This window comes from Micromonospora sp. PLK6-60, from assembly GCF_019890675.1.
Taxonomy (GTDB): domain Bacteria; phylum Actinomycetota; class Actinomycetes; order Mycobacteriales; family Micromonosporaceae; genus Micromonospora.
In genome coordinates, this window is record NZ_JAIOAA010000019.1 from 49,741 (window position 1) to 74,228 (window position 24,488).

A 24,488-nucleotide genomic window follows, 5' to 3' on the forward strand; every position below is an offset into this window, starting at 1 on the left:
TCAGCCGCCGGCCGCGCGCTCCGCGAGACCCCGCAGCCGGCGTACCGCCTCGGCCGGGTCGTCGGCGCCGTAGACCGCGGTGCCGGCGACGAAGGCGTCCGCGCCGGCCGCCGCCGCCTGCTCGATGGTGTCGGCGGCGATCCCGCCGTCGACCTCGATGCGCAGCTCCAGGTGGCCGGCGTCGACGTGCCGGCGGGCGGTGCGCACCTTGTCCAGCAGCTGCGGCAGGAACCGCTGCCCGCCGAAGCCCGCCTTGATCGTCATGATCAGCAGCGTGTCGAAGCCGGGCAGCAGGTCCAGGTACGGCTCGATCGGGGTGTCCCGGTCGATGGCCAGCCCCGCCTTGGCCCCCGCCGAACGCAGGTCCTTGGCCAGCGCCACCGGGTCGTCGCAGGCCTCCGCGTGGAAGGTCACGTTGTACGCCCCGGCGTCGGCGTAGCCGGGCGCCCAGCGCCGCGGGTCCTCGATCATGAGGTGCACGTCGAACGGCAACTGGGTCGCGGCCCGCAGGCTCTGCACCACCGGCAGCCCGATGGTCAGGTTGGGCACGAAGTGGTTGTCCATCACGTCCACGTGCAGCCAGTCCGCGGCGTGCTCGACGGCCCGGACCTCGTCGGCGAGGTGGGCGAAGTCGGCGGCCAGGATGCTCGGCGCGAGGATGGGCGGCGGTACGGTCACCAGGCCAGTGTACGAACGCCGCCACCGGCCGTCCGCAGCGCGGCACCAGCAGGGGCGCACGGTGATTTCACCGTCACCCGGGGTGCAGGATTGACCGTTCCGGTGACCTCGCGGCGACGAATATCGATGCGCCACTGGCCGAACGACCGAAACGGGGCAACACTCCATCGAGGACGGTGACATATGCTGCACGCCCGGTGCCGGCCGACGCCGCGCCGGCCGCGGTGTTCCGGCCGTCAGTTCCCGGGAGGACGGACGATGCGACGGTGGCTCGCGCTGGTGCTGGCCGGCACGGTGACGGCGCTGCTCGGTGGCTGCGTACGTCCGCACCAGGCGGACGGTGACCTCACCGACGACTGGCCCGCCCTGCACCCGCCGGCCCAGTTCGTCCCGGCCACCGACGCCTGCCTGCCCCGGATGTCCTCGGTCGTGCAGGCGGCGACCTACGAGACCGTCGACTGCGCCCGCAGCCACCTCGCCGAGGCCGTCCACGTCGGCACCTTCACCGGGCCGGTGGCCCGCGCCGCCCAGCGACCCGAGCCCGGCTCCCCCGCCCTGCGCACCGCCCGCGCCGAGTGCGACCAGCGGGCCCGCGAGGTGCTCGGCGGGGACTGGCACTCCGCCCGGCTCACCCTGACCATGGCGCTGCCCAGCCACGCGGCCTGGGCGGCCGGCGCCCGCTGGTTCCGCTGCGACCTGAGCGAGACCGACAGCATCGACAACACCCGGCCGGTGAACCGCACCGGCAGCCTGCGCGGGGCGCTGGTCGGCGACAGCCCGCTGACCCACCGCTGCTTCGACCCGAAGCTGATCGACGACAACCTGAACTACATGGCGCCGGTGCTGTGCAGCGAGCCGCACCGCGCCGAGTTCGTCGGGGTCTATCTGGAACGGGACATGCCCTGGGCGGCGTTCCTCCGGATCGACCAGCAGGTGCACCGCCGGTGCATGACGCTGATCGCCCGGTTCGCCGCCGTGCCCGACAACAGCGAGTTGCCGTACCGGGCCGGGTCGATCTTCTATCCCCCGTCGCAGCGGGAGTGGGAGGAGGGCGACCGGGGCGTCCGCTGCTTCCTGTGGAGCGACGACCGGAAGCTGACCCGGTCGATGAAGGGGGCCGGCCCGACCGGCCTGCCGGCGGGCTGACCGCGCGTCCCGGCCCGCGCCCATGACGACCCGGCCCACGCGTGGCGACCTTGGCCCACGCCGTGGCGACCCGGTCCGCGCCGGGCGGACCGGGACGCCCGGGCGGGTCAGGTGGTGCGGCGCAGCACCGCGAGGAACATGGCGTCGGTGCCGTGCCGGTGCGGCCAGAGCTGCACCGTCGGGCCGTCGCCCAGCCCCGGCATTCCGGCCGGCAGCAGCGGGCGGGCGTCGACGAAGTCGGCCGGCACCCCGGCGCGGCGGGCCGCCTCGGTCACCGTCACGTGCGTCTCCACGGTGTGCGGGGAGCAGGTCACGTACGCCACCAGGCCGCCCGGTCGCACCGCGCGCAGCCCCGCGCCGAGCAGCTCGCGTTGCAGCCGGGTCAGCGGCGGCAGGTCCGACGGCTGCCGCCGCCAGCGCGACTCCGGACGGCGGCGCAGCGAACCGAGCCCGGTGCAGGGCGCGTCGACAAGCACCCGGTCGAAGTGCTGCTCGGGCAGCTTCGGGTGGGCGCCGACCTCCCGGCCGTCGGTGGCCAGCACGGTCACCGGCAGCCCCCGGGTGGCCTGCTCGACCAGCCGGGCCCGGTGCTCGGCCACCTCGACGGCGGTCACCCGGGCGTCCCGCCCGGCGGCCAGCGCGCCGAGCAGGCCGGTCTTGCCGCCCGGCCCCGCGCACAGGTCCAGCCAGCGGCCGTCCGGGCCGTCCAGCGGGGCGTCGGCCAGCGCGGCGGCCACCAGCTGGGAGCCCTCGTCCTGCACGTGCGCCCGTCCCTCGGTGACCGCGCGCAGCTCGCCGGGCGCGCCGCCGGGCAGGTAGACCGCGTACGGGGAGAAGGCGCCCGGCGCGCCGCCGACCTCGTCGGCCAGTTCCACCGGATCGGCCCGGCCGGGCCGCGCGCACAGGTGCACCGGGGGGCGTACGTTGTCCTCGATCAGCAGCCGTTCCGTCTCGGCCAGGTCACCGCCGAGCGCCTCGCTGAACGCCCGCACGATCCACTGCGGATGGCTGTACGCCAGCGCCAGGTGCCCGACCGGGTCGACCGCCGTGTCCGGGGCGAGCCGGTCCACCCAGGCGTCGTGGTCCCGGGTGGTGATCTCCCGCAGCACCGCGTTGGCGAACCCGGTCGCGCCCGGGCCGACCGCCCGGACCAGGTCCACCGTCGAGGAGACCGCCGCGTGCGCCGGCACCCGGGTGTGCAGGAGTTGGTACGCCCCGATCCGCAGCGCGTCGCGTACCGGCGGGTCGATCCGCTGCACGTCCCGCCCGGCCGCGTCGGTGAGGATCGCGTCCAGGGTGCCGGTGTGGCGCAGCGTGCCGTAGGTCAGCTCGGTGGCGAACGCGGCGTCCCGGCCGAACAGCCCCTCCTCGCGCAGCATCGCCGGCAGCACCAGGTTGGCGTACGCGTCGTCCCGGTGCACCGCGGCGACCGCCTGGAAGGCGACGTAGCGGGGCAGGTCGACGGGGGGCCGCCGGGGCCCGCCGCGCCGGTCGGCGTCGCGCGGCCGGTCACCGCGCCGCTCCGGCCGGTCACCGCGCCCGAACCCGCCGCGCGGTCCGTCGCCGCGGCCGAAGCCGTCCCGGGGACGTTCGCCGCGGCCACCGCGCGGACCGTCGGCGCCACGCGGACCGTCGGCGCCACGCGGACCGTCGGCGCCGCGCGGACCGTCGGCCGGCCGCCGGCCCCGATCGGTGACGCGCTCGTCCCGGGGCTCGACCGGCCCCGTCACGCGAGCACCTCGCCGGCGGCGACCCGGACGCCGCGCGCCCAGTCGCCGGCCGGCATGGCCTTCTTGCCGGCCGCCCGCACCTCGCCGAGTCGCACCGGGGTGGTGGCCGTGCCGACGAGCACCCCGGCCTTCTCCACCAGCAGCTCGCCGGGCTTCAGCTCCGGGCTGTTCGCCACCGGGGTGACCGGGCCGAGCTTGACCCGGTCGGCGCGGAACGTCGTCCACGCCCCGGGTGCCGGGGTGCAGGCGCGGATCCGCCGGTCCACCGCGAAGGCGGGATCGGACCAGCGCACCCGGGCGTCGTCCACGGTCAGCTTCGGCGCCAGGGAGACCCCGTCGGCCGGCTGCGGCAGCGCCCGGGCGGTGCCGGCCGCGATCGCGTCGAGCACCGCCACCAGCAGCCCGGCGCCCGAGTGGGCCAGCCGCTCCAGCAGGTCGCCGGAGGTGTCGGTGGGGCGGATCTCGTCGGTCACCGTGCCGTAGACGGGGCCGGTGTCCAGCCCCTGTTCCAGCTCGAAGACGCTGGCGCCGGTCAGCTCGTCGCCGTGCAGCACGGCGTGCTGCACGGGGGCGGCGCCGCGCCAGGCGGGCAGCAGGGAGAAGTGCAGGTTGATCCACCCGTGCCGGGGGATCTCCAGCGCCACCGGCGGCACCAGCGCGCCGTAGGCGACCACCGGCACGCAGTCCGGGGCCAGCTCGCGCAGCCGGTCCAGGAACTCCGGCTCCCGCGGCTTGCCCGGGGTGAGCACCTCCACCCCGTGCGCGTCGGCCCAGGCGCCGACCGGCGAGCGGGCCAGGCCGCGGCCCCGGCCGGCGGGCGCGTCGGGGCGGGTGACCACGGCCAGCAGCTCGTGGTCGGAGGCGGCGATGGCGTCCAGGGCGGGCACCGCGACGGCCGGCGTACCGGCGAAGATCAGGCGCATCCGGTCACCGCCCCAGGCCGAACGGGTTGCCGGCGGCGTGCGGGCTGAGCTTCACCGTCGGCGGGGCGGCGTCGTCATACCACTCGGCCTGGCGGATCGCCTTCATCGCGGCCTTGCGCCCGGCCGGGTCGAGCCGGTCGACGAAGAGCACCCCGTCGAGGTGGTCGGTCTCGTGCTGGACGCAGCGGGCCATCAGGCCGGTCCCGACGATCTGGAGCGGGTCGCCGTAGGAGTTGAAACCCTTGGCGATCACGTTCTGCCGGCGCTTGGTGTCGAAGTAGAGCCCGGGGATGGACAGGCAGCCCTCGGGGCCGTCCTGTTCCTCCTCGTCGGGGAACTCCAGCACCGGGTTGACCAGGTGGCCGAGCACGTCGTCGACGTCGAAGGTGAACACCCGCAGGCCCACGCCGAGCTGGGGCGCGGCCAGGCCGGCGCCGCTCTGCTCACGCATCGTGTCGGTCAGGTCGGCGACGAGCTTGCGCAGCTCGACGTCGAAGTCGACCACCGGGTCGGCCGGCGTGCGCAGCACCGGATCGCCGAACAGACGGATGGGCTGGACGGTCACGCGGGCAGACTCCTTCTCCGGGGGTGGACGGTGCCGTACCAGTCTACGGAGTGGCGCCGGGAGCACCGGCCGGCGTACCGCGATCGGTGAGCGGGGACTCGTCGCCCACGGTGACCGGCAGGCTGGCGTACCCGCGCAGGGTCAGCCGCACCCGGCGCTGCGGCGCGCCGGCCAGCGCCAGGCCGGGCAGCCGGCGCAGCAGCAGCGGGAAGGCGACCTGCGCCTCCAGCCGGGCCAGCGCGGCGCCGAGACAGTAGTGCGGCCCGGCGCCGAAGGAGAGCGGCTGGATCTGCGGGCGCGACGGGTCGAACCGGTCCGGCTCCGGGTAGCGGCGGGGATCCCGGTTGGCGGCGCCCAGGGAGAGGATCAGCCAGCTGCCGGCCGGCAGGTCCAGCCCGCCGTGCCGGGCCGGCTCGGTGCTCATCCGGGAGGTCAGCTGCACCGGCGAGTCGTAGCGCAGCAGCTCGTCGACGTACCCGGGGGCGAGCTCCGGGTGCTCGCGCAGGGCCGCCGCCTCCCGGGGGTGGTCGAGCAGCACGACAAGGCCGTTGCCGAGCAGGTTGGTGGTGGTCTCGAAGCCGGCCACCAGCAGCACGATCAGGTTGGCCAGCAGCTCGTCGCCGGAGAGCCGATCACCGTCGGTGTCGTGCGCCTGCACCAGTGCGGTGGTCAGGTCGTCGGCCGGGCTGCGCCGGCGCGCCGCGACCAGCTCGGTGAAGTAGGCCCGCAGCTCGGTGGCGCCCCGGTCGGCCACCGCCAGCTCCGCCGGGTTGATCTCCGGCTCCAGCACTCCGGTCAGGTCGGCGGCCCAGCGGCGAAACAGCCCCCGGTCCGCCGCCGGGACCCCGAGCAGGGCGCAGATGACCCCCACCGGCAGCGGGTAGGCGAACTCGTCCATGAAGTCGATCGGCGCCCCGGCGCGGCCCCGGGTGAGCATCCGGTCGACCAGCTCCTCGGCCTGGGCGACGATCACGTCCCGCATGGCGGCGATTCGGCGCGGGGTGAAGGCCCCGGCGGCGAGCCGGCGCATCCGGCTGTGGTCGGGCGGGTTGGTGCGCAGCATCGACCGGGAGATGGACAGCACCGCCGGGCTGTCCCGCCAGCCCGGCAACAGCTGGTCGCGCAGCGCGTCGTCCATCACCCCGAACCGGGGGTCGCGCAGCATCGCGTCGACCTCGGCGTACCCGGTGGCGACGGAGAAGACCGGCCCGGCCTGGACCACCGGGCCGTGGGCGCGGAACTGCTCGTAGACCGGGTACGGGTTCACCCGCCCGGTCGGGGAGAGCAGCGTCGCGAGGGCGTCGGCAGGGTCCACGGTCGGCCTCCCGGAAATCGGACGGAAGGCTCCATCATGCTCCGCCGCGCCCGATCCGGCGATCCCGTCCCGGCCCGGGGCAGGTCAGGCGCCGGTGCCCGGCTCCCCGGCGAGCACCGCGTCCCCGGCGAGCAGGGCGTGCGCCGGCAGCGGCAGCGTGCTGCCGTGCGCCGCCTCCCAGTCGTGGATCACGCTCGACCGGACCTGCGAGGTGAAGTAGTCCACCGCGCTCGTGCCGCCCACCACCGGCTCGTCCACCTCGGCGACCAGTTGGGCCGGGACCAGCGGGAAGTCGCTCTGCAGGGCGGCGCTGAGCCGGCGGTGCCCGTCGACCACGAAGAAGTACTCGCCGGTGTAGCCGATCCGCAGCGGCTCCAGCGCCTCGTCCCCGGCCTCGGCCACCTCGCCGACGAACTCCGAGTCCCAGAGCCCGCGCAGGGCGGCGATGTCCTCGGTGGGATAGATCCGCCGCGGGTCGAGCAGCAGCAGCGGCGCGCCCGCGCGCAGCACCTCCGCGCCGAGGCGACCCTGGTGCACGTCGATGACGTGCTCGATGACCTGCTCCGGGGTGGCCCGGGTGGTGTCGCAGATCAGGTCGTAGTTGCGCAGCCGGGCCTTGTCCACCCCGTAGCGGAGGATGAACCGGCCGCGCTCGCTCTCGCTGCGCTCCCGGAGCTTGGCCTTCGCCTCCTCCAGCGAGGTGTAGCTCTCCGCCGGGCCGGACCGGCCCAGCAGCACCCGACGGGCCGCCTCGCCCGGCTCGGTGATCATGTGCACCTTGAGCGCGTCGGTGAAGAAGTGCCAGGCCAGCCGGGAATCCATCACCAGTGCCTCGCCGGAGGCCGCGATGTCCCGCTGGAGCTGGTCGACGTAGCCGTCGACGGCCTGGTCCAACTCGGCGTGCAGGTTGAGCTGGAGAGCGGTCATCTGCCGCTCCTGCGCCATCTGCCGGTAGAGGTCGCCGACACTGACCCGGCGCATGCCCAACCGCTTGGCGATCTCGACGGAGACGGTGCTCTTCCCGCTGCCGAGGTCACCGTTGAAGACAATCGACTGACGAACGGTCACGGCTGGCCCACCCCTGCTCACCGGCATGACGGGCGATGCTATCACCTCGGTTCCCGGACCCCGGCGGACGCGGAGTGCGACGAGGAGCGGGCCACCCTCAGAAGAGGCTCAGCGGATCGATCTGGAGCCGGACCGGGTCGGCGGCCTTGCGGGCGCTGCGCGTCCCGGCCGCCGCGTGCAGGGAGCCGGCCAGCGCCGCCGCCCGGGCCCGGGGCACCCGGACCAGCATCCGTTCCCGGTCGTCGTCGGCCGGCACCGGGCCGAGCAGCTCCGCGCCGGCCGGCAGCTCGGCGGCGGCGAGCAGGTCGGCCACCGCGTCGGCGCCCCCGGTGACGCTTGCCATCTTCACCGCGGGCGGGAACCCCAGCTCCCGCCGCTCGGCGAGCTCCCGGGCGGCGAACCAGGCGGCGTCCCAGCGCAGCAGGGCCTGCACCGGGGCCAGCGCCCCGTCGGCGACCACCACCACCCGGCCACCCGCCGACCCCGGCCGGGCCAGCGCGGCCGCGGCCAGCCAGCGCCGCAGCGCCTCCTCACCGGCGCGCAGGTCCGCCCGGGTGAGCAGGGCCCACGAGTCGAGCAGCAGCACCGCGCCGTAGCCCCCCTCGGCGACCGGTTCGGCACCCGGGGTGGCGACCACCAGGCCGGCCCCGCCCGGCACGGCGGCGAGCACCTCTTCGCGCCCCGAGGTGCGCACCGGCACGTCCGGGAACGCCCGGCCCAGTTCCTCGGCGGTGCGGCGGGCCCCGGTGACCGCGGCGCGCAGCCGCCGGCCGCCGCACTCCGGGCAGGCGTACGCGGCGGCCACCCGGCCGCACCAGCGGCAGGCCGGGGGCGCGTCGGCGGAGCGCAGGGCGAGCGGGCCGGCGCAGTGCGGGCAGCGGGCCGGGGTCCGGCAGTCGGCGCAGGACACCGCGGGCAGGTAGCCCCGGCGTGGCACCTGCACCAGCACCGGCGCGTCCCGGCGCAGCGCCTCCCGGGCGGCGGTCCAGGCCAGGCTGGGCAGCCGGGCCGTCGCCGCGCCCGGGTCGCGGGCCAGCTGCGGGTCGTCGCCGGTCGGCGCGATGGCCGGGGTACGCGCCCGCACGGTCGCCCGGTCCGCCACCACCTCGTGCGCCCAGCGGGTCTCCACCAGCAGCTGCGCCTCGGCGGTCCGGGCGAACCCGCCGACCAGGGCGCCCGCCCCGGCGAGCTGGGCCCGGGTGAGCAGCACCTCCCGGGCGTGCGGGTACGGCGCCCGGGGCTCGGCGTGCAGGTCGTCGCCGTCGTCCCAGATCGCCACCAGGCCGAGCCGGTCCACCGGGGCGAACATCGCGGCCCGGGTGCCGATCACCACGGGCACCTCGCCCCGGCGGGCGGCCAGGAAGGCGCGGTAGCGCCGGGCCGGGCCGAGCGCGGCGGAGAGGCAGGCGTGCCGCCCCGGGCCGAGCAGCGCGGTCAGCGCGGCGTCGAGCCGGTCCAGGTCCCGTGCGTCCGAGACCACCACGACCGCGCCCCGGCCGCCGGCCACGGTGGCGGCCACCGCGTCGGCGTACCGGGCGGCCCAGTCCTCCCCGGCCAGCGCGGACCAGACCGCGCGGGGGGCCCGGCCGGCGGTGAGCGCCCGCAGGTACGCCGGTCCGGCCGGGTAGTCCCGCCAGCCGCGCGGGTCGACCGGCGCTGCGACGGCAGGCTGGTCGGCGGCCGGGTCGGCCGGCTGGTCGGCGGCCGGGGCCGGCTCGCCGGTGGCGGGGGCCTGAGCGGCTGGCACGCCGGTGGTGGGGGCCTGAGCGGCTGCCTCGCCGGTGGTGGGCGGCTGAGCGGCTGGCACGCCGGTGGTCGGGGCGGGGTCGCCGGCGGCTGGCACGCCGCTGGTCGGCGCCGGCTCGCCGCGCTCGGGATCCGGGGCGGCCAGCCCGGTCGCGGTGGCCGCCTCCTTCTCGACCCGGGCGTGCCGGGGCGGGACGGCCAGCCGCAGCACGTCGGCGAGGCTGCCGGCGTACCGGTCGGCGACCGCGCGGGCCAGCTCGGCAATCTCCGGGGCCAGCACCGGCTCCGGCGAGACCACCTTCTCCAGGTACGCCAGCCGGGGGTGCGCGGACGCGTCGACCCGGGCCAGCAGCCAGCCGTCGACCAGTTGGCCGGCGAAGCGGACCTTCACCCGCACGCCGGGCCGGGCGGCCTCGTCGAGGTCGGCCGGCACCAGGTAGTCGAACGGACGGTCCAGGTGGGCCAGCGGAACGTCGACGCAGATGCGAGCGACCGGCGACCCGTCCGCGGGTCGCCGGTCGCTGCGCCTGGTGCCGGTCAGGCTCCCGCGGCCGACTTGAGGTCGGCGGCCCGGTCGGTGCTCTCCCAGGTCAGGTCGGGCAGCTCGCGGCCGAAGTGGCCGTACGCGGCGGTCTGCTGGTAGATCGGGCGGAGCAGGTTGAGGTCCCGGATGATGGCGGCCGGGCGCAGGTCGAAGACCTCGGTCACCGCCTTCTCGATCGAGGTGACCGGCACGGTCTCGGTGCCGAACGTCTCGATGAACAGGCTCACCGGGTGGGCCTTGCCGATCGCGTACGCGACCTGGGCCTCGCACCGCTCGGCCAGGCCGGCGGCCACCACGTTCTTGGCCACCCAGCGCATCGCGTACGCGGCGGAGCGGTCCACCTTGGACGGGTCCTTGCCGGAGAAGGCGCCGCCGCCGTGCCGGGCGTACCCGCCGTAGGTGTCGACGATGATCTTGCGACCGGTCAGGCCGGCGTCACCCATCGGGCCGCCGATCTCGAACCGGCCGGTCGGGTTGACCAGCAGCCGGTAGCCCTCGGTGTCGAGCTCGAGGCCCTCCAGCTCCGGGGTGATGACGTGGTCGCGCACGTCCGGGGTGAGCAGCGAGTCCAGCGAGATGTCGGCGGCGTGCTGGCTGGAGACCACCACCGTGTTGAGCCGCACCGGCCGCAGGCCGTCGTACTCGATGGTGACCTGGGTCTTGCCGTCCGGCCGCAGGTAGGGGATCGTGCCGTCCTTGCGCACCACGGACAGCCGGCGGGCCAGCCGGTGCGCCAGCGCGATCGGCAGCGGCATCAGCTCGGGGGTCTCCGAGCAGGCGAAGCCGAACATCATGCCCTGGTCGCCGGCGCCCTGCGCGTCCAGCGCGCTCTCCGACGCGCCGGTGCGCAGCTCGAAGGCGTTGTCCACGCCCTGCGCGATGTCCGCCGACTGGGCGCCGATGGAGACGCTCACGCCGCAGGACGCGCCGTCGAAGCCCTTCTTCGACGAGTCGTACCCGATGCCGAGGATCGTCTCCCGGACGATCGTCGGGATGTCCGCGTACGCCTTGGTGGTCACCTCGCCGGCCACGTGCACCTGACCGGTGGTGATCAGGGTCTCGACCGCCACCCGGCTGTGCGGGTCCTGTGCCAGCAGGGCGTCCAGGATGCCGTCGCTGATCTGGTCGGCGATCTTGTCCGGGTGACCCTCCGTGACCGATTCGGAAGTGAAGAGACGTGTCACGGCACTCCTAAGCAACTTGAAATCTCGTGATGTGTCGTTCGGCGGCAGTTTAGTCATCTCGCGGTGACCGGGGGTCGGCAACACGGGATGTGACCAGTCTTCAGGAAGCCCGGCGGCGGCGAAACCTCAGGATTGCCCGGTGAGCCGGGGCAGCACCAGATCCCACACCGCGTCGGCGAGCTCCTCCTTGCCCCGCTCGGGCAGCTCGTGCACGGCGCCGCCGGAGTCGATGACCGTCGCCGCGTTGGTGTCGGCCCCGAACACCTTGTCGACGCCGACCTCGTTGATGACGATCAGGTCGGCCCGCTTGCGGGCCAGCTTGGCCCGGCCGTTGGCGACCGCGTCGCCGGTCTCCGCGGCGAACACCACAAGCACCTGGCCGGGCCGCCGCCGGGCGCCCAGCTCGGCGGCGATGTCCGGGTTGGTGACCAGTTCGAGGACCGGCGCGTCGCCGCCCTCCGACTTCTTGATCTTGCCGGTGGCATAGCTGGCCGGCCGGAAGTCGGCGGGGGCGGCCGCCATCACCACCACGTCCGCCCGGTCGGCCGCGTCGAGGGTGGCCTTGCGCAACTCCTCCGTGGTGCCGACCCGGACCAGGTCCGCGCCGGCCGGGTCGGCCAGCGCGACGTTGGCCGAGATCAGCGTGACCCGGGCGCCGCGGGCGACGGCCGCCCGGGCGAAGGCGTAGCCCTGCTTGCCTGAGGAGCGGTTGCCCAGGAAGCGCACCGGGTCCAGCGGCTCCCGGGTGCCGCCCGCGGTGACCACCACGTGCCGGCCGGCCAGGTCGGCCGGCGCGTCGGCCCCGCGCAGCAGGGCCCGGCGGGCGACCGCGAAGATCTCGGCCGGGTCGGGCAGCCGCCCCTTGCCGGTGTCGGCCCCGGTGAGCCGGCCGACGGCGGGCTCGATCACCCGTACGCCGCGGGAGCGCAGCGTGGCGACGTTGGCGACGGTGGCCGGGTGCTCCCACATCTCGGTGTGCATCGCCGGGGCGAGCACCACCGGGCAGCGCGCGGTGAGCAGCGTGTTGGTCAGCAGGTCGTCGGCGAGCCCGTGCGCCGCCTTGGCCAACAGGTCGGCCGTGGCCGGCGCGACGACGACCAGGTCGGCGTGGCGACCCAGCCGCACGTGTGGCACCTCGTGCGCGTCGGACCAGACGTCGTCGGCGACCGGCTGACCGGAGAGCGCCGCCCAGGTCGGCGCGCCGACGAAGCGCAGCGCCGAGGCGGTCGGCACGACCCGGACCCGGTGGCCCGACTCGGTGAAGAGCCGCAGCAGCTCGCACGCCTTGTAGGCGGCGATGCCACCGCCGACCCCGAGGACGATCTCGGCGGTCATCGTGGCGCGGCGGGGACTACGGCTGGTCGGTCGGCTCGGCGGTGAGCAGACCCGCGTTGATCTCGCGCATGGCGATCGAGAGCGGCTTCTCCTGGGGAGTGGTCTCCACCAGCGGGCCCACGTATTCCAGCAGGCCCTCGCCGAGCTGGCTGTAGTAGGCGTTGACCTGACGCGCGCGCTTGGCGGCGAAGATCACCAGCGCGTACTTCGAGTCGGTCTTCTCCAGGAGCTCGTCGATCGGCGGGTTGGTGATGCCCTCGGGATTGGTGGCGATGGATCCCACGAATTGAACCTCTACCGTCTGGGAGATGTGCGTCTAACCGAGCAAGCCTACCAGCTCGTCCACCACCCGACCGGTCAGGTCGTGGGTCAGCGTGTGTTCCGCCGCGTCGGTGACGGCCGGGTCGGCCCGGTGCCCGGGCGGGACGAGCAGGACCAGGCGTACGCCCGGCAGGCCCGCGCGGACCGCGAGCGCCCCGGGCAGGTCGAGCGGGAGCAGCACCGGCGTGCCGGCGGCCAGCCGGGCCCGCAACGGTTCGCGGGGAACCCCGCGGCGGTACGCCCCGAACCGGGTCCACTCCAGCAGCTGCTCGGTGGCGATCATCCGGTCGAAGTCGGCCGGGGCGAGGAAGCACCGGTCGACGCCGTCCACCTCGCCGGGGTGGGGCGGCCGGGTGGTGGCCGGCACCGGCACCCACACGGCGGAAAGACGCGCCCGGACCAGTCCCACCACACCGTCCCGACCCGCACCTGACGGTCCGGTCAGGACGGTGAGCCGAGCCGCCGGGCGCGCCTCACCATCCGTGCTCACTGCTTGTTTCTACACGCCGCCGTGGTTCAGTTGGCGGCGAACTCGCCAAGCAGCGCCTTGCGCTGCTGCTCACCCAGGCCACGCAGCCGGCGGCTGTCAGCGATCTTCAGCTTCTCCATGATCTGGGTGGCGCGGATCTTGCCGATGCCCGGCATCGCCTGCAGGACGGCCGACACCTTGAGCTTGCCCACGACGTCGTCGGACTCGGCACGGTCCAGGACGGCGGCGAGGGTGATCTTGCCCTGCTTGAGCTCCTCCTTCAGCTCAGCACGGGCCTTGCGGATCTCCGCGGCCTTCTCCAGCGCGGCAGCGCGCTGCTCGGGGGTCAGTGACGGGAGCGGCACCAGTTCTCCTCAGGTCCCTATCGCGACGGGCCGGACGCGCCGTCGCACTGTGAAACGTGGTGTCGCTGGCAACCAAAGGGGTCCTTGGTTCCCAGCGCGGGGAAAACTAGCGGTCATCGGCGCTTTCGGCAACGTGGGCACGCCATGATCAACAGAAAGTGACCGAGCCGTCAGTCAGTCAGGAGGGGTCAGGGCGGCCCGGCACTCGGCCAGCACCCGGTCCGCGGCGGCCCGCAGGGCCCCGGTCTCGGGCCCCGCGTTCAGCACCTCGCGGGAGTACGACGGCAGCACCCACGGCAGGGCGGAGCCGAACACCGTCCGCAGGTCCGCCGCGGTCGCGCCCTGGACGCCGAGGCCCGGGGCCAACAGCGGACCACCCACGGCGGAGAGGTCGTGACCCGTGTCGCCGATCGTGGCCCCGACCACCGCACCGATGCTGCCGAGCGGCTCGGCACCCCGGTTGAGCTGGGAAATCTCGTCGATGACGGCCTGCGCGACGGTGCGCCCGTCGGCCCGGCGGGCGTGCTGGACGGCCGCGCCCTCGGGATTGGAGGTGAGCGCGAGGACGAAGACGCCGCCGCCGTGCGCGGCCGCGAGTTCGAACATCGGCGCCAGCGAGCCGACGCCGAGGTAAGGAGTGGCGGTCACCGCGTCGACGTACAGCGGGCTGGCCGGGTCGAGATACGCGGCGGCGTACGCGGCCACCGTGGAGCCGATGTCGCCGCGCTTGACGTCGAGCAGAACGAGCGAACCGGCATCGCGTAACTGTCGGATAGTTGACTCAAGAATTTCCACGCCTCGGGCGCCGAACCGCTCGAAAAAGGCCGACTGGGGCTTGACGACCGCGATCCGGTCACCGAGTGCATCCACGACTATCCGGCTGAACCGCGCCAGTCCCCGGGGGTCGTCGGTCAGCCCCCAGCGGGCGAGCAACGCCGGATGCGGGTCGATGCCGACGCAGAGCGGCCCCCGCTCGGCGACCGCCCGGTGCAACCGGCTTCCGAAACTCTCCATGGCGTCCCCTCTCCTCGTCCTTTTCGGTCACCGGCCCGCCGCGCCGACGGTGTCCGCGCCCGCTCGGCTCGGTCGCGCTCAGCCCGCCGCGACGGCGGCCGCCATCCCGGCCGCGATCCGGGCCACGTCGGCGTCGTCGGTCAGGTACGGCGGCATGGCGTACACCAGGTCGCGGAACGGCCGCAGCCAGACCCCCGCGGCGACCGCGGCGGCGGTCGCCGCCGGCAGGTCCACCTCGTGGTCGAGCTGCACCACGCCGATCGCGCCGAGCACCCGCACGTCGGCCACGCCGGGCGCGCCGCGCAGCGGCGCCAGCCCGGCCCGCAGGCCGGCACCCACCCGGGCCACGTCCGCCGCCCAGTCGCCGCCGGTCAGCAGCTCCAGCGAGGCGTTGGCGACCGCGCAGGCGAGCGGGTTGCCCATGAAGGTCGGGCCGTGCGCCAGCACCCCGCCGGCGGAGATGCCCCGGGCGATCTCCGGGGTGCAGAGCGCCGCGGCCAGGGTCAGGTAGCCGCCGGTGAGCGCCTTGCCGACACAGAGCACGTCCGGGCTGACCCCGGCGTGCTCGGCGGCGAACATCCGCCCGGTCCGGCCGAAACCGGTGGCGATCTCGTCGAACACCAGCAGGATGCCGTGCCGCCGGGTCACCTCGCGCAGCACCCGCAGGTAGTGCGGATGGTGGAAGCGCATCCCGCCGGCCCCCTGCACCACCGGCTCGACGATCACCGCGGCCAGCTCGTCCGCGTGCCGTTCCACCGCGTCGGTCAGCGCCGCGACGTACGCGGGGTCCGGCTCGTCGTCGAACCCGCCGGGCGGGACCGGGGCGAACACCTGCCGGGGCAGCAGGTCGCCCCAGAGGTGGTGCATGCCGCCCTCCGGGTCGCAGACGCTCATCGGGTGGAAGGTGTCCCCGTGGTAGCCGCCCCGCCAGGTGCCCAGGCGGCGCCGCTCGGGGTGGCCGATGGCCCGCTGGTACTGCAGGCACATCTTCACCGCCACCTCGACGCTCACCGAGCCGGAGTCGGCCAGGAAGACGTGTTCGAGGCCGTCGGGGGCCAGCTCGACCAGGGTGCGGGCCAGCCGCACCGCCGGCTCGTGGGTGAGCCCGCCGAACATCACGTGGCTCATCCGGCCGAGCTGGTCGGTGACCGCCGCGTCCAGGACCGGGTGGCGGTAGCCGTGGATCGCCGCCCACCAGGACGACATCCCGTCCACCAGCTCCCGGCCGTCGGCCAGCCGCAGCCGCACGCCCTGGGCGCTGTCCACCACGTACGGCGGGCTGGCCGGCGGCACCGCCGCGTACGGATGCCAGACGTGCCGGCGGTCGGCGGCGAGGATCTCCTCGGGCGTCACGGTGTTCTCCTTCGGTTCCGCGCGCGCGGGCCGCGCCCGCGCCGGCCCGGCGGTCCCTCCGCAGCCTTTGCTCTGCTGCGGCGGAGGCAACACCCGGCGTCCGGATACCGGACGTCCCGTGTTGCGCCGGGGGCAGCAGAGCAAAGGCTGCGCCGAGGGTGTTCGGCCCGGCGCACGGTCACCGATGACCGGCCGCCCGCCCGGCGCGCGGTCACCGGAGGCCGGCCGTCCACCTGGCGCGCGGTCACCGGAGGCCGGCCGCCGACCCGACGCGCGGTCACCGATGACCGGCCGCCCGCCCGCCGCGCGGTCACCGGAGGTCGGCCCCCGCCGACCGGTCGCCGGCCCGCGCCGTCGCCGTGCCGGCCGCCCGCACCGCCGCGCGGACCAGGGCCGGGCCGCGGTAGATGAAGCCGGTGTAGAGCTGGACCAGGCTGGCCCCGGCGTCGAACATGCGGGCCGCGTCGTCCGGGTCGAGGATGCCGCCGACACCGATCACGGGCAGCCGGCCGGCCGTCTCCCGGTGCACGAAGGCCACCACGTCCCGGGCCCGGCCGGTGAGCGGCCGGCCCGACAGCCCGCCGGTCTCCGCGCCACGCTCCCGGTCGGTCGGGGCCAGCCCGTCGCGGGCCAGCGTGGTGTTGGTGGCGATCACCCCGGCCGCACCCCGGTCCAGGCAGACCTCCAGCAGCTCGGCGATGGCCGGCTCGGTGAGGTCCGGGGCGAGCTTCACCAGCACCGGCTTCTCCCCCACCAGCGCCGCGAGCAGCGCGTCCAGGTGCGACCGGTCCTGCAGGGTCCGCAGGCCCGGGGTGTTCGGCGAGGACACGTTGACCGCGAAGTAGTCCCCGTGCCCCCGCAGCGCCCGGTACGACGCCAGGTAGTCCTCGACCGCCTGATCGAGCGGGGTCACCTTGGACTTGCCGAGCGAGATGCCCAGCGGCACCCCGAGCGGCCGGGGCAGCGCGGCCAGCCGCGCGGCGAGGGCGTCGGCGCCGGCGTTGTTGAAACCCATCCGGTTGACCACGGCCTGGCTGTCGGGCAGCCGGAACAGCCGGGGCCGGGGGTTGCCCGGCTGGGCGTGCGCGGTCACCGTGCCCACCTCGACGAAGCCGAACCCGAGCGCCGGCCAGGCCGGCAGCGCCACGCCGTTCTTGTCCATCCCGGCCGCCAGCCCCACCGGGTTGGGGAAGTCCACCCCGAACACGGTGCGCGGCGCGGAGCGCAGGTACCGGCGGCGCAGCGCGGCGAGGGCGGCCGGCCGGCGGGACAGCCCCGCCAGCCGCGCCAACGTCCACTCGTGCGCCGTCTCCGCGTCCCCGCCGCCGATCCGGAACAGCCGCGGCCGGACCACCCGCTCGAAGATCACTGGGCGGCCCGCAGGGCGGCGTGCAGGTCCTGCAGGGGGCGCACCCGCATGTCGCCACGGATGCGGGCCTCGATGCCCATCACCGCGGCGGCGGCGCCGGGGACGGTGGTGATGCAGGGGATGTCCGCGGTGACGGCGGCGCTGCGGATCTCGTAGCCGTCGGAGCGGGCGCTCGCGCCGGAGCCCTGCGGGGTGTTCACCACCAGGGCGACGTCGCCGCCGAGGATCAGCGAGACGGCGTCCTCGCCCGCACCCGACTCGTAGTGCTTGCGGATCTGCTCGCAGGCGATGCCGTGCCGGCGCAGCACCTCGGCGGTGCCGGTGGTGGCGACGATCTCGAAGCCGAGGTCCGCCAGCCGCTTGATCGGGAAGATCATGCCGCGCTTGTCCCGGTTGGCCACCGAGACGAAGATCTTGCCGGCGGTCGGCAGCGAACCGTACGCGGCGGACTGCGACTTGGCGAAGGCGTGCCCGAAGTTGGTGTCGATGCCCATCACCTCACCGGTGGACTTCATCTCCGGGCCGAGCAGCACGTCGATGCCCTTGCCGGACGGGGTGCGGAACCGCTTGAACGGCAGCACCGCCTCCTTCACCGCGATCGGCGCGTCGGCCGGCATGGTGCCGCCGTCCCCTTCGGGCGGCAGCATCCCCTCGGCGCGCAGCTCGGCGACGGTGGCGCCGAGCGCGATCCGGGCCGCCGCCTTGGCCAGCGGCACGGCGGTCGCCTTCGACACGAAGGGGACCGTGCGGGACGCGCGCGGGTTGGCCTCCAGCACGTAGAGCATGTCGTCCTTGAGCGCGTACTGGACGTTCAGCAGGCCGCGCACCCCGACCCCCCGGGCGATGGCCTCGGTGTAGCGGCGCACCTGGGCCAGGTGCGAGCCGGCCAGGGTGATCGGCGGCAGCGCGCAGGACGAGTCGCCGGAGTGGATGCCGGCCTCCTCGATGTGCTCCATCACCCCGCCGAGGTAGACCTCGCCGTCGGCGTCGACGAGCGCGTCCACGTCGATCTCGATGGCGTCGTCGAGGAACCGGTCCACCAGCACCGGACGGTCCGGCGAGATGTCGGTGGCCCGGCCGATGTAGTCGTCCAGGGTGGCGTCGTCGTAGACGATCTCCATGCCCCGCCCGCCGAGCACGTACGACGGCCGGACCAGCACCGGGTAGCCGATCTCGTCGGCGATCGCCTTGGCCTCCTCGTACGAGGTGGCCATGCCGTGCGCGGGGGCCCGCAGCCCGGCCCGGGCCAGCACCGCGCCGAACGCGCCGCGCTCCTCGGCCAGGTGGATCGACTCCGGGGAGGTGCCGACGATCGGCACGCCCGCGTTCTTGAGCCGCTGGGCCAGGCCCAGCGGGGTCTGCCCACCGAGCTGCACGATCACCCCGACCACGCCCGGACCGCCGGCCGCCCGACCGGAGGAGTCCTCGGCGTGCCACACCTCCAGCACGTCCTCGAAGGTCAACGGCTCGAAGTAGAGCCGGTCGGCGGTGTCGTAGTCGGTGGAGACGGTCTCCGGGTTGCAGTTGACCATCACCGTCTCGTAACCCACGCCCCGGAGAGCCTGCACCGCGTGCACACAGGAGTAGTCGAACTCGATGCCCTGCCCGATCCGGTTCGGCCCGGAGCCCAGGATCAGCACCTTCGGCCGGGCCGACGGCGCCACCTCGGTCTCCTGGTCGTACGTCGAGTAGTGGTAGGGCGTGGTCGCCTCGAACTCGGCGGCGCAGGTGTCCACCGTCTTGTAGACCGGGCGCACGCCGAGCCGGTGGCGCAGCGTGCGTACCCCGTCCTCGGCGGCCAGCTCGGGACGCAGCGCGGCGAGCTGCCGGTCGGAGAGGCCGGCCCGCTTGGCCCGGCGCAGCAGGTCGGCGTCGAGCACCGGGGCGTCCACGATCTCGGCGCGCAGCTCCACCAGCGCGGTGATCTGGTCGAGGAACCACGGGTCCATCCCGCCGGAGGCCTCGGCCACCTCGGCGATCGACGCGCCCAGGCGCAGCGCCCGCTCGACCGTGTAGAGCCGCCCGTCGTGCGGCATCCGCAGCGCCGCGAGGGTGTTCTCCCGGGTCGCCCCCGCCGGGTCCGGGACGGTCCAGAAACCCGATGCCTTGGTCTCCATCGAGCGCATCGCCTTGTTCAGCGCCTCGGTGAAGTTGCGGCCCAGGCTCATCGCCTCGCCCACCGACTTCATCGTGGTGGTCAGCTCCGGGTCGGCGCCGGGGAACTTCTCGAACGCGAACCGGGGGATCTTCACCACCACGTAGTCAAGCGTCGGCTCGAACGCGGCCGGGGTCTTGCGGGTGATGTCGTTGGGGATCTCGTCCAGGGTGTAGCCGATGGCCAGCTTCGCGGCGATCTTGGCGATCGGGAAGCCGGTGGCCTTCGACGCCAGCGCCGAGGAGCGGGACACCCGGGGGTTCATCTCGATCACGACGATCCGGCCGTCGGCCGGGTTGACCGCGAACTGGATGTTGCAGCCGCCGGTGTCCACCCCGACCTCGCGCAGCACCGCGATGCCCAGGTCCCGCAGCCGCTGGTACTCCCGGTCGGTAAGCGTCATGGCCGGGGCGACGGTGACGCTGTCGCCGGTGTGCACGCCCATCGGGTCGACGTTCTCGATCGAGCAGACCACCACCACGTTATCGTGGCGGTCGCGCATGAGTTCGAGCTCGTACTCCTTCCAGCCGAGCACGCTCTCCTCGATGAGCACCTCGTGCACCGGGCTGGCCGCCAGCCCGGCGCCGGCGATGCGCTCCAGGTCCTCGTCGGTGTGCGCCATCCCGGAGCCGAGACCGCCCATGGTGAACGACGGCCGGATGACCACCGGCAGGCCCAGCTCGGTGACGGTATCCCGGACCTCGTCCATGGAGTGGCAGACCCGCGAGCGCGGGGTCAGCGTGGACGGGTCGGCCAGCCCGAGGCGTACCCCGGCCTTGGCCACGATGTCCTTGAACAGCTGCCGGTCCTCGCCGCGGTTGATCGCGTCGATGTTGGCGCCGATCAGCTCGACGCCGTACTTCTCCAGGACGCCGGCGGAGTGCAGGGCGACCGCGGTGTTCAGCGCGGTCTGCCCGCCCAGGGTGGGCAGCAGCGCGTCGGGGCGTTCCTTGGCGATGACCAGCTCGACGAACTCCGGCGTGATCGGCTCGACGTAGGTGGCGTCGGCGAACTCCGGGTCGGTCATGATGGTGGCCGGGTTGGAGTTGACCAGGCTGACCCGGATGCCCTCGCTGCGCAGCACCCGGCAGGCCTGGGTGCCGGAGTAGTCGAACTCGCAGGCCTGTCCGATCACGATCGGCCCGGAGCCGATCACCAGCACGTGCTTGAGGTCGTTGCGCTTAGGCATTGGTCCGCCCCTCGCTGTGGTTCCGGTCGCGGGCGCCAGCGCCCTCGATCAGTTCGGCGAAGCGGTCGAAGAGGTAGTCCGCATCGTGCGGGCCGGCCGCCGCCTCCGGGTGGTACTGGACGGTGAAGGCGGGCACGTCCAGCGCCCGCAGCCCCTCGACCACGTTGTCATTGAGGCAGACGTGTGACACCCGGACGCCGCCGAAGTCGGTGTCGATCACCTGGTCGGGCACGGCCGCCCCCACGCCCGGCACGTCCACGGCGAAGCCGTGGTTGTGGCTGGTGACCTCGACCTTGCCGGTGGCCCGGTCGAGCACCGGCTGGTTGATGCCGCGGTGACCGTAGCCGAGCTTGAAGGTGCCGAAACCGAGCGCCCGGCCGAGGATCTGGCTGCCGAAGCAGATGCCGAACAGCGGGATCCGCCGGGTCAGCACCTCCCGGGCCAGGGCGACCGGGCCGTCGGCGGTCGCCGGGTCGCCCGGGCCGGGTGAGAAGAAGACCGCGTCCGCGCCGGTGGCGAGCAGATCCTCGATCGTCGAGCCGGCGGGCAGCACGTGGGTGGTGACGCCGCGGGCGGCGAGCCGGCGCGGCACGTTGCGCTTGATGCCCAGGTCCAGCGCGGCCACCGTGAACCGGTGCTCGCCCTCCGCCTCGACCACGTACGGCTTGCCGGTGCTCACCTCGGCGGAGAGGTCCGCGCCGGTCATCTGCGGCGACCGGCGGACCCGCTCCAGCAGGGCCGCCGGGTCGTCGTCGACGCTGGAGACGCCGACCCGCATCGCGCCCCGCTCGCGCAGGTGGCGGGTGAGCGCGCGGGTGTCGACGCCGCTGATGCCGACCACGCCCTCGGCGGCGAGCCGGTCCTCCAGGCCGCCGGTGGCCCGCCAGTTGGAGCCGATCCGGGCCGGGTCGCGGACCACGTACCCGGCCACCCAGATCCGGTCGGACTCGTCGTCCTCGCCGTTGACGCCGGTGTTGCCGATGTGCGGGGCGGTCTGCACCACCACCTGCCGGTGGTACGACGGGTCGGTCAGCGTCTCCTGGTAGCCGGTCATGCCGGTGTTGAAGACCGCCTCGCCGAACGTCTCACCGACGCTGCCGTACGCCTCGCCGTGGAAGGTGCGCCCGTCCTCCAGGACGAGGATCGCGCTCCTGCGCCTACTGCTCACTTGACAGCCTTTCCGTCCAGGACCGTCGGCTCGCCGCGCAGGAAGGTCGCCACGATGCGACCCGGCAGCGTCATGCGGGCGTACGGGGTGTTGCGACTGCGACTGGCCAGCTCCGCCGGCTCGATCACCCGGCGGGCCGCCGGGTCGACCACTGTCAGGTTCGCCGGGACGCCGGGGGCCGGGTCGAGGCCGTGGGAGTCGAGGCCGGCGATCCGGGCCGGGGTGCGCGACATCCGCTCGGCGATCAGGTCCCACTGCGGGCCGAGCACGTCCAGCGCGATGGACAGCGCCGTCTCCAGGCCAAGCATGCCCGGCCGGGCGTACGCCCACTCGCACTCCTTGTCCTCCACCGCGTGCGGGGCGTGGTCGGTGGCGACGATGTCGATCACGCCCTCGACCAGCGCGGCCCGCAGCGCGGCGATGTCGGCGGCGGTGCGCAGCGGCGGGTTGACCTTGAAGACCGGGTCGTAGCTCGTCGCCCGCTCGTCGGTCAGCAGCAGGTGGTGCGGGGTCACCTCGGCGGTCACCCGCACCCCGCGCGCCTTGGCGTGCCGCAGCACCTCGACGCTGCCCGCGGTGGAGACGTGGCAGATGTGCAGCCGGCTGCCCACGTGCTCGGCGAGCAGCACGTCCCGGGCGATGATCGCCTCCTCGGCGACCGCCGGCCAGCCGGTCAGCCCGAGCCGGGTGGAGACCTCGCCCTCGTGCATCTGCGCGCCCTCGGTGAGCCGGGGCTCCTCGGCGTGCTGGGCGATGATGCCGTCGAACGCCTTGACGTATTCCAACGCCCGGCGCATCAGCTTCGGGTCGGCGACGCAGTGCCCGTCGTCGGAGAAGATCCGCACCCGGGCCGCCGAGTCGGCCATCGCCCCCAGCTCGGCCAGCCGTTCGCCGGCCAGCCCGACGGTGACCGCGCCGATCGGCTGCACGTCGACCAGCGCGGCCTCCCGGCCGAGCCGCCACACCTGCTCGACCACGCCGGCGGTGTCGGCCACCGGGGAGGTGTTGGCCATCGCGCAGACCGCGGTGTAGCCGCCCAGCGCCGCCGCCCGGGAACCGGACTCGACGGTCTCGGCGTCCTCCCGGCCCGGCTCGCGCAGGTGGGTGTGCAGGTCGACCAGGCCGGGCAGGGCGACCAGGCCGGTGGCGTCGAGCACGGTGGCGTCCGGCGCGGTCAGGTCCGCGCCGGTCTCGGCGACGACGCCGTCGCGGATCAGCAGGTCGGTCGGTGCGCCGCCGACGACGCTCACGTTCTTGATCAGGTACGCGCTCACCGGTTGTTCCCTCCGAGCAGCAGGTAGAGGACGGCCATCCGCACGGAGACCCCGTTGGCGACCTGTTCGACGATGGTGGAGCGGGGCGAGTCGGCCACCTCGGGGGTGATCTCCATGCCCCGGTTCATCGGGCCGGGGTGCATGACGATCGCGTGCTCCGGCAGCCGGCGCAGGCGCGGGCCGTCCAGTCCGTAGCGGCGGGCGTACTCCCGGGCGGAGGGGAAGTAGGAGTCGTTCATCCGCTCCCGCTGCACCCGCAGCATCATCACCACGTCCACACCGGGAAGAACGGCGTCGAGGTCGTAGGAGACGTCGGCGCCCGGCGCGAGCGCCGCGCTGATGTCGACCGGGATGAGGGTCGGCGGGCCGACCAGGGTGACCTTGGCCCCGAGGGTGGACAGCAGCAGCACGTTGGAGCGGGCCACCCGGGAGTGCAGCACGTCGCCGACGATCGCCACGTGCAGGCCGGCGAGCCGGCCCAGCCGGGACCGCATCGTGTACGCGTCGAGCAGCGCCTGGGTGGGGTGCTCGTGGGTGCCGTCGCCGGCGTTGACCACCGACCCGTCCACCCAGTCGGCCAGCCGGTGCGGGGCGCCGGAGGCGGGGTGCCGGACGACCACCGCGTCGGCGCCCATCGCCTGGAGGGTGAGCGCGGTGTCCTTGAGGCTCTCGCCCTTGGCCACGCTGGAGCCCTTGGCCGAAAAGTTGATCACGTCGGCGCTGAGCCGCTTGGCGGCCGCCTCGAAGGAGATCCGGGTCCGGGTGGAGTCCTCGTAGAAGAGGTTCACCACGGTCCGGCCGCGCAGCGCGGGCAGCTTCTTGACCTCGCGGCCGGCGACGGTGGCCATCTCGGCGGCGGTGTCCAGGATCTGGGTGGCGGTGGCGGCGTCCAGGTCCGCGCCGGAGAGCAGGTGCCTGATCATGCGGGAACTCCCCCCACCAGCTTGACCTCGTCGGCGCCGTCGGTCTCGGCGAGGGTGACCTTGACGTTCTCGGCGAGCGAGGTGGGGATGTTCTTGCCGACGTAGTCGGCGCGGATCGGCAGCTGCCGGTGACCACGGTCGACCAGGACGGCGAGCTGCACGGAGGCCGGGCGACCGATGTCGTTGAGCGCGTCGAGGGCGGCCCGCACGGTACGGCCGGAGAAGAGCACGTCGTCGACCAGGACGACCCGCTTGCCGTCGATCCCGCCGGGCGGCAGCTCGGTCGGGCCGATCGCCCGGGTGGCGTGCCGACGCAGGTCGTCGCGGTAGAGGGTGATGTCGAGCACACCGACCGGGACGTCGACGTCCTCGAAGGTGCTGATCCGGGCGGCGAGCCGCCGGGCCAGTGGCGCTCCGCGGGTGGGGATGCCGAGCAGCACGGTGTCGGCGGCGCCCTGGGTCTTCTCCAGGATCTGGTGGGCGATGCGGTCGACCACCCGCGACACGTCGGCGGCGGCGAGGATCACCTTTACCGTGGGTTGTCGCGGTGGCGACGGGTGGGCAGCCGGTGGGCAGGCCACGGCGGACCTCCTTCCCCGCCTCACGGGACGGGTCGTTAAAGGACGTCTGGCACCTCCGGCGGACCGCGTACGG

Annotated in this window: 21 protein-coding genes; 1 reads left to right on the plus strand and 20 read right to left on the minus strand. The window is 74.4% G+C overall.

The window, feature by feature from the left end:
* A complete protein-coding gene (rpe, locus tag K7640_RS25900) occupies positions 1-678 on the minus strand; it encodes a ribulose-phosphate 3-epimerase (protein WP_222957531.1) in 678 nt (225 codons plus the stop codon).
* 258 nt (positions 679-936) lie between these two features.
* Here rpe and K7640_RS25905 point away from each other — a divergent pair, with 258 nt between their 5' ends.
* Positions 937-1,824 carry a septum formation family protein gene (locus K7640_RS25905; protein WP_222957532.1) on the plus strand — a complete coding sequence of 296 codons (888 nt, stop codon included), beginning with the start codon at positions 937-939 and terminating at the stop codon, positions 1,822-1,824.
* A 107-nt stretch (positions 1,825-1,931) separates the two neighbouring features.
* Here K7640_RS25905 and K7640_RS25910 read toward each other — a convergent pair whose 3' ends face one another.
* From K7640_RS25910 to pyrR, 19 genes are all read right to left on the minus strand, one after another.
* Entirely contained in the window at positions 1,932-3,554 is a 1,623-nt protein-coding gene (locus tag K7640_RS25910; protein ID WP_222957533.1) for an RsmB/NOP family class I SAM-dependent RNA methyltransferase, read from the minus strand.
* Positions 3,551-4,477 (minus strand): methionyl-tRNA formyltransferase, encoded by a 927-nt coding sequence (fmt, locus tag K7640_RS25915; RefSeq protein ID WP_222957534.1) that lies wholly within the window; start codon positions 4,475-4,477, stop codon positions 3,551-3,553. The genes K7640_RS25910 and fmt overlap by 4 nt, the downstream gene beginning before the upstream one ends.
* Positions 4,478-4,481: 4 nt before the next feature.
* On the minus strand, positions 4,482-5,042 hold the full coding sequence (def, locus tag K7640_RS25920) for a peptide deformylase (protein WP_222957535.1): 561 nt from the start codon (positions 5,040-5,042) through the stop codon (positions 4,482-4,484).
* 43 nt (positions 5,043-5,085) lie between these two features.
* Positions 5,086-6,357 (minus strand): cytochrome P450, encoded by a 1,272-nt coding sequence (locus tag K7640_RS25925; protein WP_222957536.1) that lies wholly within the window; start codon positions 6,355-6,357, stop codon positions 5,086-5,088.
* Positions 6,358-6,441: 84 nt separating this feature from the next.
* Positions 6,442-7,425: an AAA family ATPase gene (locus K7640_RS25930; protein WP_222957537.1), complete on the minus strand. Its 984-nt coding sequence runs from the start codon at positions 7,423-7,425 to the stop codon at positions 6,442-6,444.
* A gap of 97 nt (positions 7,426-7,522) precedes the next feature.
* Positions 7,523-9,655, minus strand: a complete 2,133-nt coding sequence (locus K7640_RS25935; RefSeq protein ID WP_222957573.1) for a primosomal protein N' — start codon at positions 9,653-9,655, stop codon at positions 7,523-7,525.
* Between the two features lie 53 nt (positions 9,656-9,708).
* A complete protein-coding gene (metK, locus tag K7640_RS25940; protein ID WP_222957538.1) occupies positions 9,709-10,899 on the minus strand; it encodes a methionine adenosyltransferase in 1,191 nt (396 codons plus the stop codon).
* 126 nt (positions 10,900-11,025) lie between these two features.
* Positions 11,026-12,234, minus strand: coding sequence for a bifunctional phosphopantothenoylcysteine decarboxylase/phosphopantothenate--cysteine ligase CoaBC (coaBC, locus tag K7640_RS25945; protein ID WP_222957539.1), 1,209 nt, complete (start codon positions 12,232-12,234; stop codon positions 11,026-11,028).
* A 16-nt stretch (positions 12,235-12,250) separates the two neighbouring features.
* A complete protein-coding gene (gene rpoZ / locus K7640_RS25950) occupies positions 12,251-12,517 on the minus strand; it encodes a DNA-directed RNA polymerase subunit omega (RefSeq protein ID WP_091341624.1) in 267 nt (88 codons plus the stop codon).
* A 33-nt stretch (positions 12,518-12,550) separates the two neighbouring features.
* Positions 12,551-13,045 (minus strand): guanylate kinase, encoded by a 495-nt coding sequence (locus K7640_RS25955; protein WP_222957540.1) that lies wholly within the window; start codon positions 13,043-13,045, stop codon positions 12,551-12,553.
* A gap of 26 nt (positions 13,046-13,071) precedes the next feature.
* On the minus strand, positions 13,072-13,389 hold the full coding sequence (gene mihF, locus K7640_RS25960) for an integration host factor, actinobacterial type (RefSeq protein WP_222957541.1): 318 nt from the start codon (positions 13,387-13,389) through the stop codon (positions 13,072-13,074).
* A 174-nt stretch (positions 13,390-13,563) separates the two neighbouring features.
* Positions 13,564-14,403, minus strand: a complete 840-nt coding sequence (gene pyrF, locus K7640_RS25965; RefSeq protein ID WP_222957542.1) for an orotidine-5'-phosphate decarboxylase — start codon at positions 14,401-14,403, stop codon at positions 13,564-13,566.
* Between the two features lie 78 nt (positions 14,404-14,481).
* On the minus strand, positions 14,482-15,756 hold the full coding sequence (locus K7640_RS25970; RefSeq protein WP_222957543.1) for an adenosylmethionine--8-amino-7-oxononanoate transaminase: 1,275 nt from the start codon (positions 15,754-15,756) through the stop codon (positions 14,482-14,484).
* A 310-nt stretch (positions 15,757-16,066) separates the two neighbouring features.
* Positions 16,067-17,125 carry a quinone-dependent dihydroorotate dehydrogenase gene (locus K7640_RS25975; RefSeq protein ID WP_222957544.1) on the minus strand — a complete coding sequence of 353 codons (1,059 nt, stop codon included), beginning with the start codon at positions 17,123-17,125 and terminating at the stop codon, positions 16,067-16,069.
* Positions 17,122-20,469: a carbamoyl-phosphate synthase large subunit gene (gene carB, locus K7640_RS25980; protein WP_222957545.1), complete on the minus strand. Its 3,348-nt coding sequence runs from the start codon at positions 20,467-20,469 to the stop codon at positions 17,122-17,124. The genes K7640_RS25975 and carB overlap by 4 nt, the downstream gene beginning before the upstream one ends.
* Positions 20,462-21,637 carry a glutamine-hydrolyzing carbamoyl-phosphate synthase small subunit gene (carA, locus tag K7640_RS25985; RefSeq protein ID WP_222957546.1) on the minus strand — a complete coding sequence of 392 codons (1,176 nt, stop codon included), beginning with the start codon at positions 21,635-21,637 and terminating at the stop codon, positions 20,462-20,464. The genes carB and carA overlap by 8 nt, the downstream gene beginning before the upstream one ends.
* A complete protein-coding gene (locus tag K7640_RS25990) occupies positions 21,634-22,911 on the minus strand; it encodes a dihydroorotase (protein WP_222957547.1) in 1,278 nt (425 codons plus the stop codon). Before K7640_RS25990 ends, carA begins: the two co-directional genes overlap by 4 nt.
* Entirely contained in the window at positions 22,908-23,834 is a 927-nt protein-coding gene (locus K7640_RS25995; protein WP_222957548.1) for an aspartate carbamoyltransferase catalytic subunit, read from the minus strand. Before K7640_RS25995 ends, K7640_RS25990 begins: the two co-directional genes overlap by 4 nt.
* The gene (pyrR, locus tag K7640_RS26000; protein ID WP_222957549.1) at positions 23,831-24,415 is read right to left on the minus strand and encodes a bifunctional pyr operon transcriptional regulator/uracil phosphoribosyltransferase PyrR; all 585 of its coding nucleotides are present in this window, start codon (positions 24,413-24,415) and stop codon (positions 23,831-23,833) included. Before pyrR ends, K7640_RS25995 begins: the two co-directional genes overlap by 4 nt.
* Positions 24,416-24,488 lie beyond the last annotated feature (73 nt).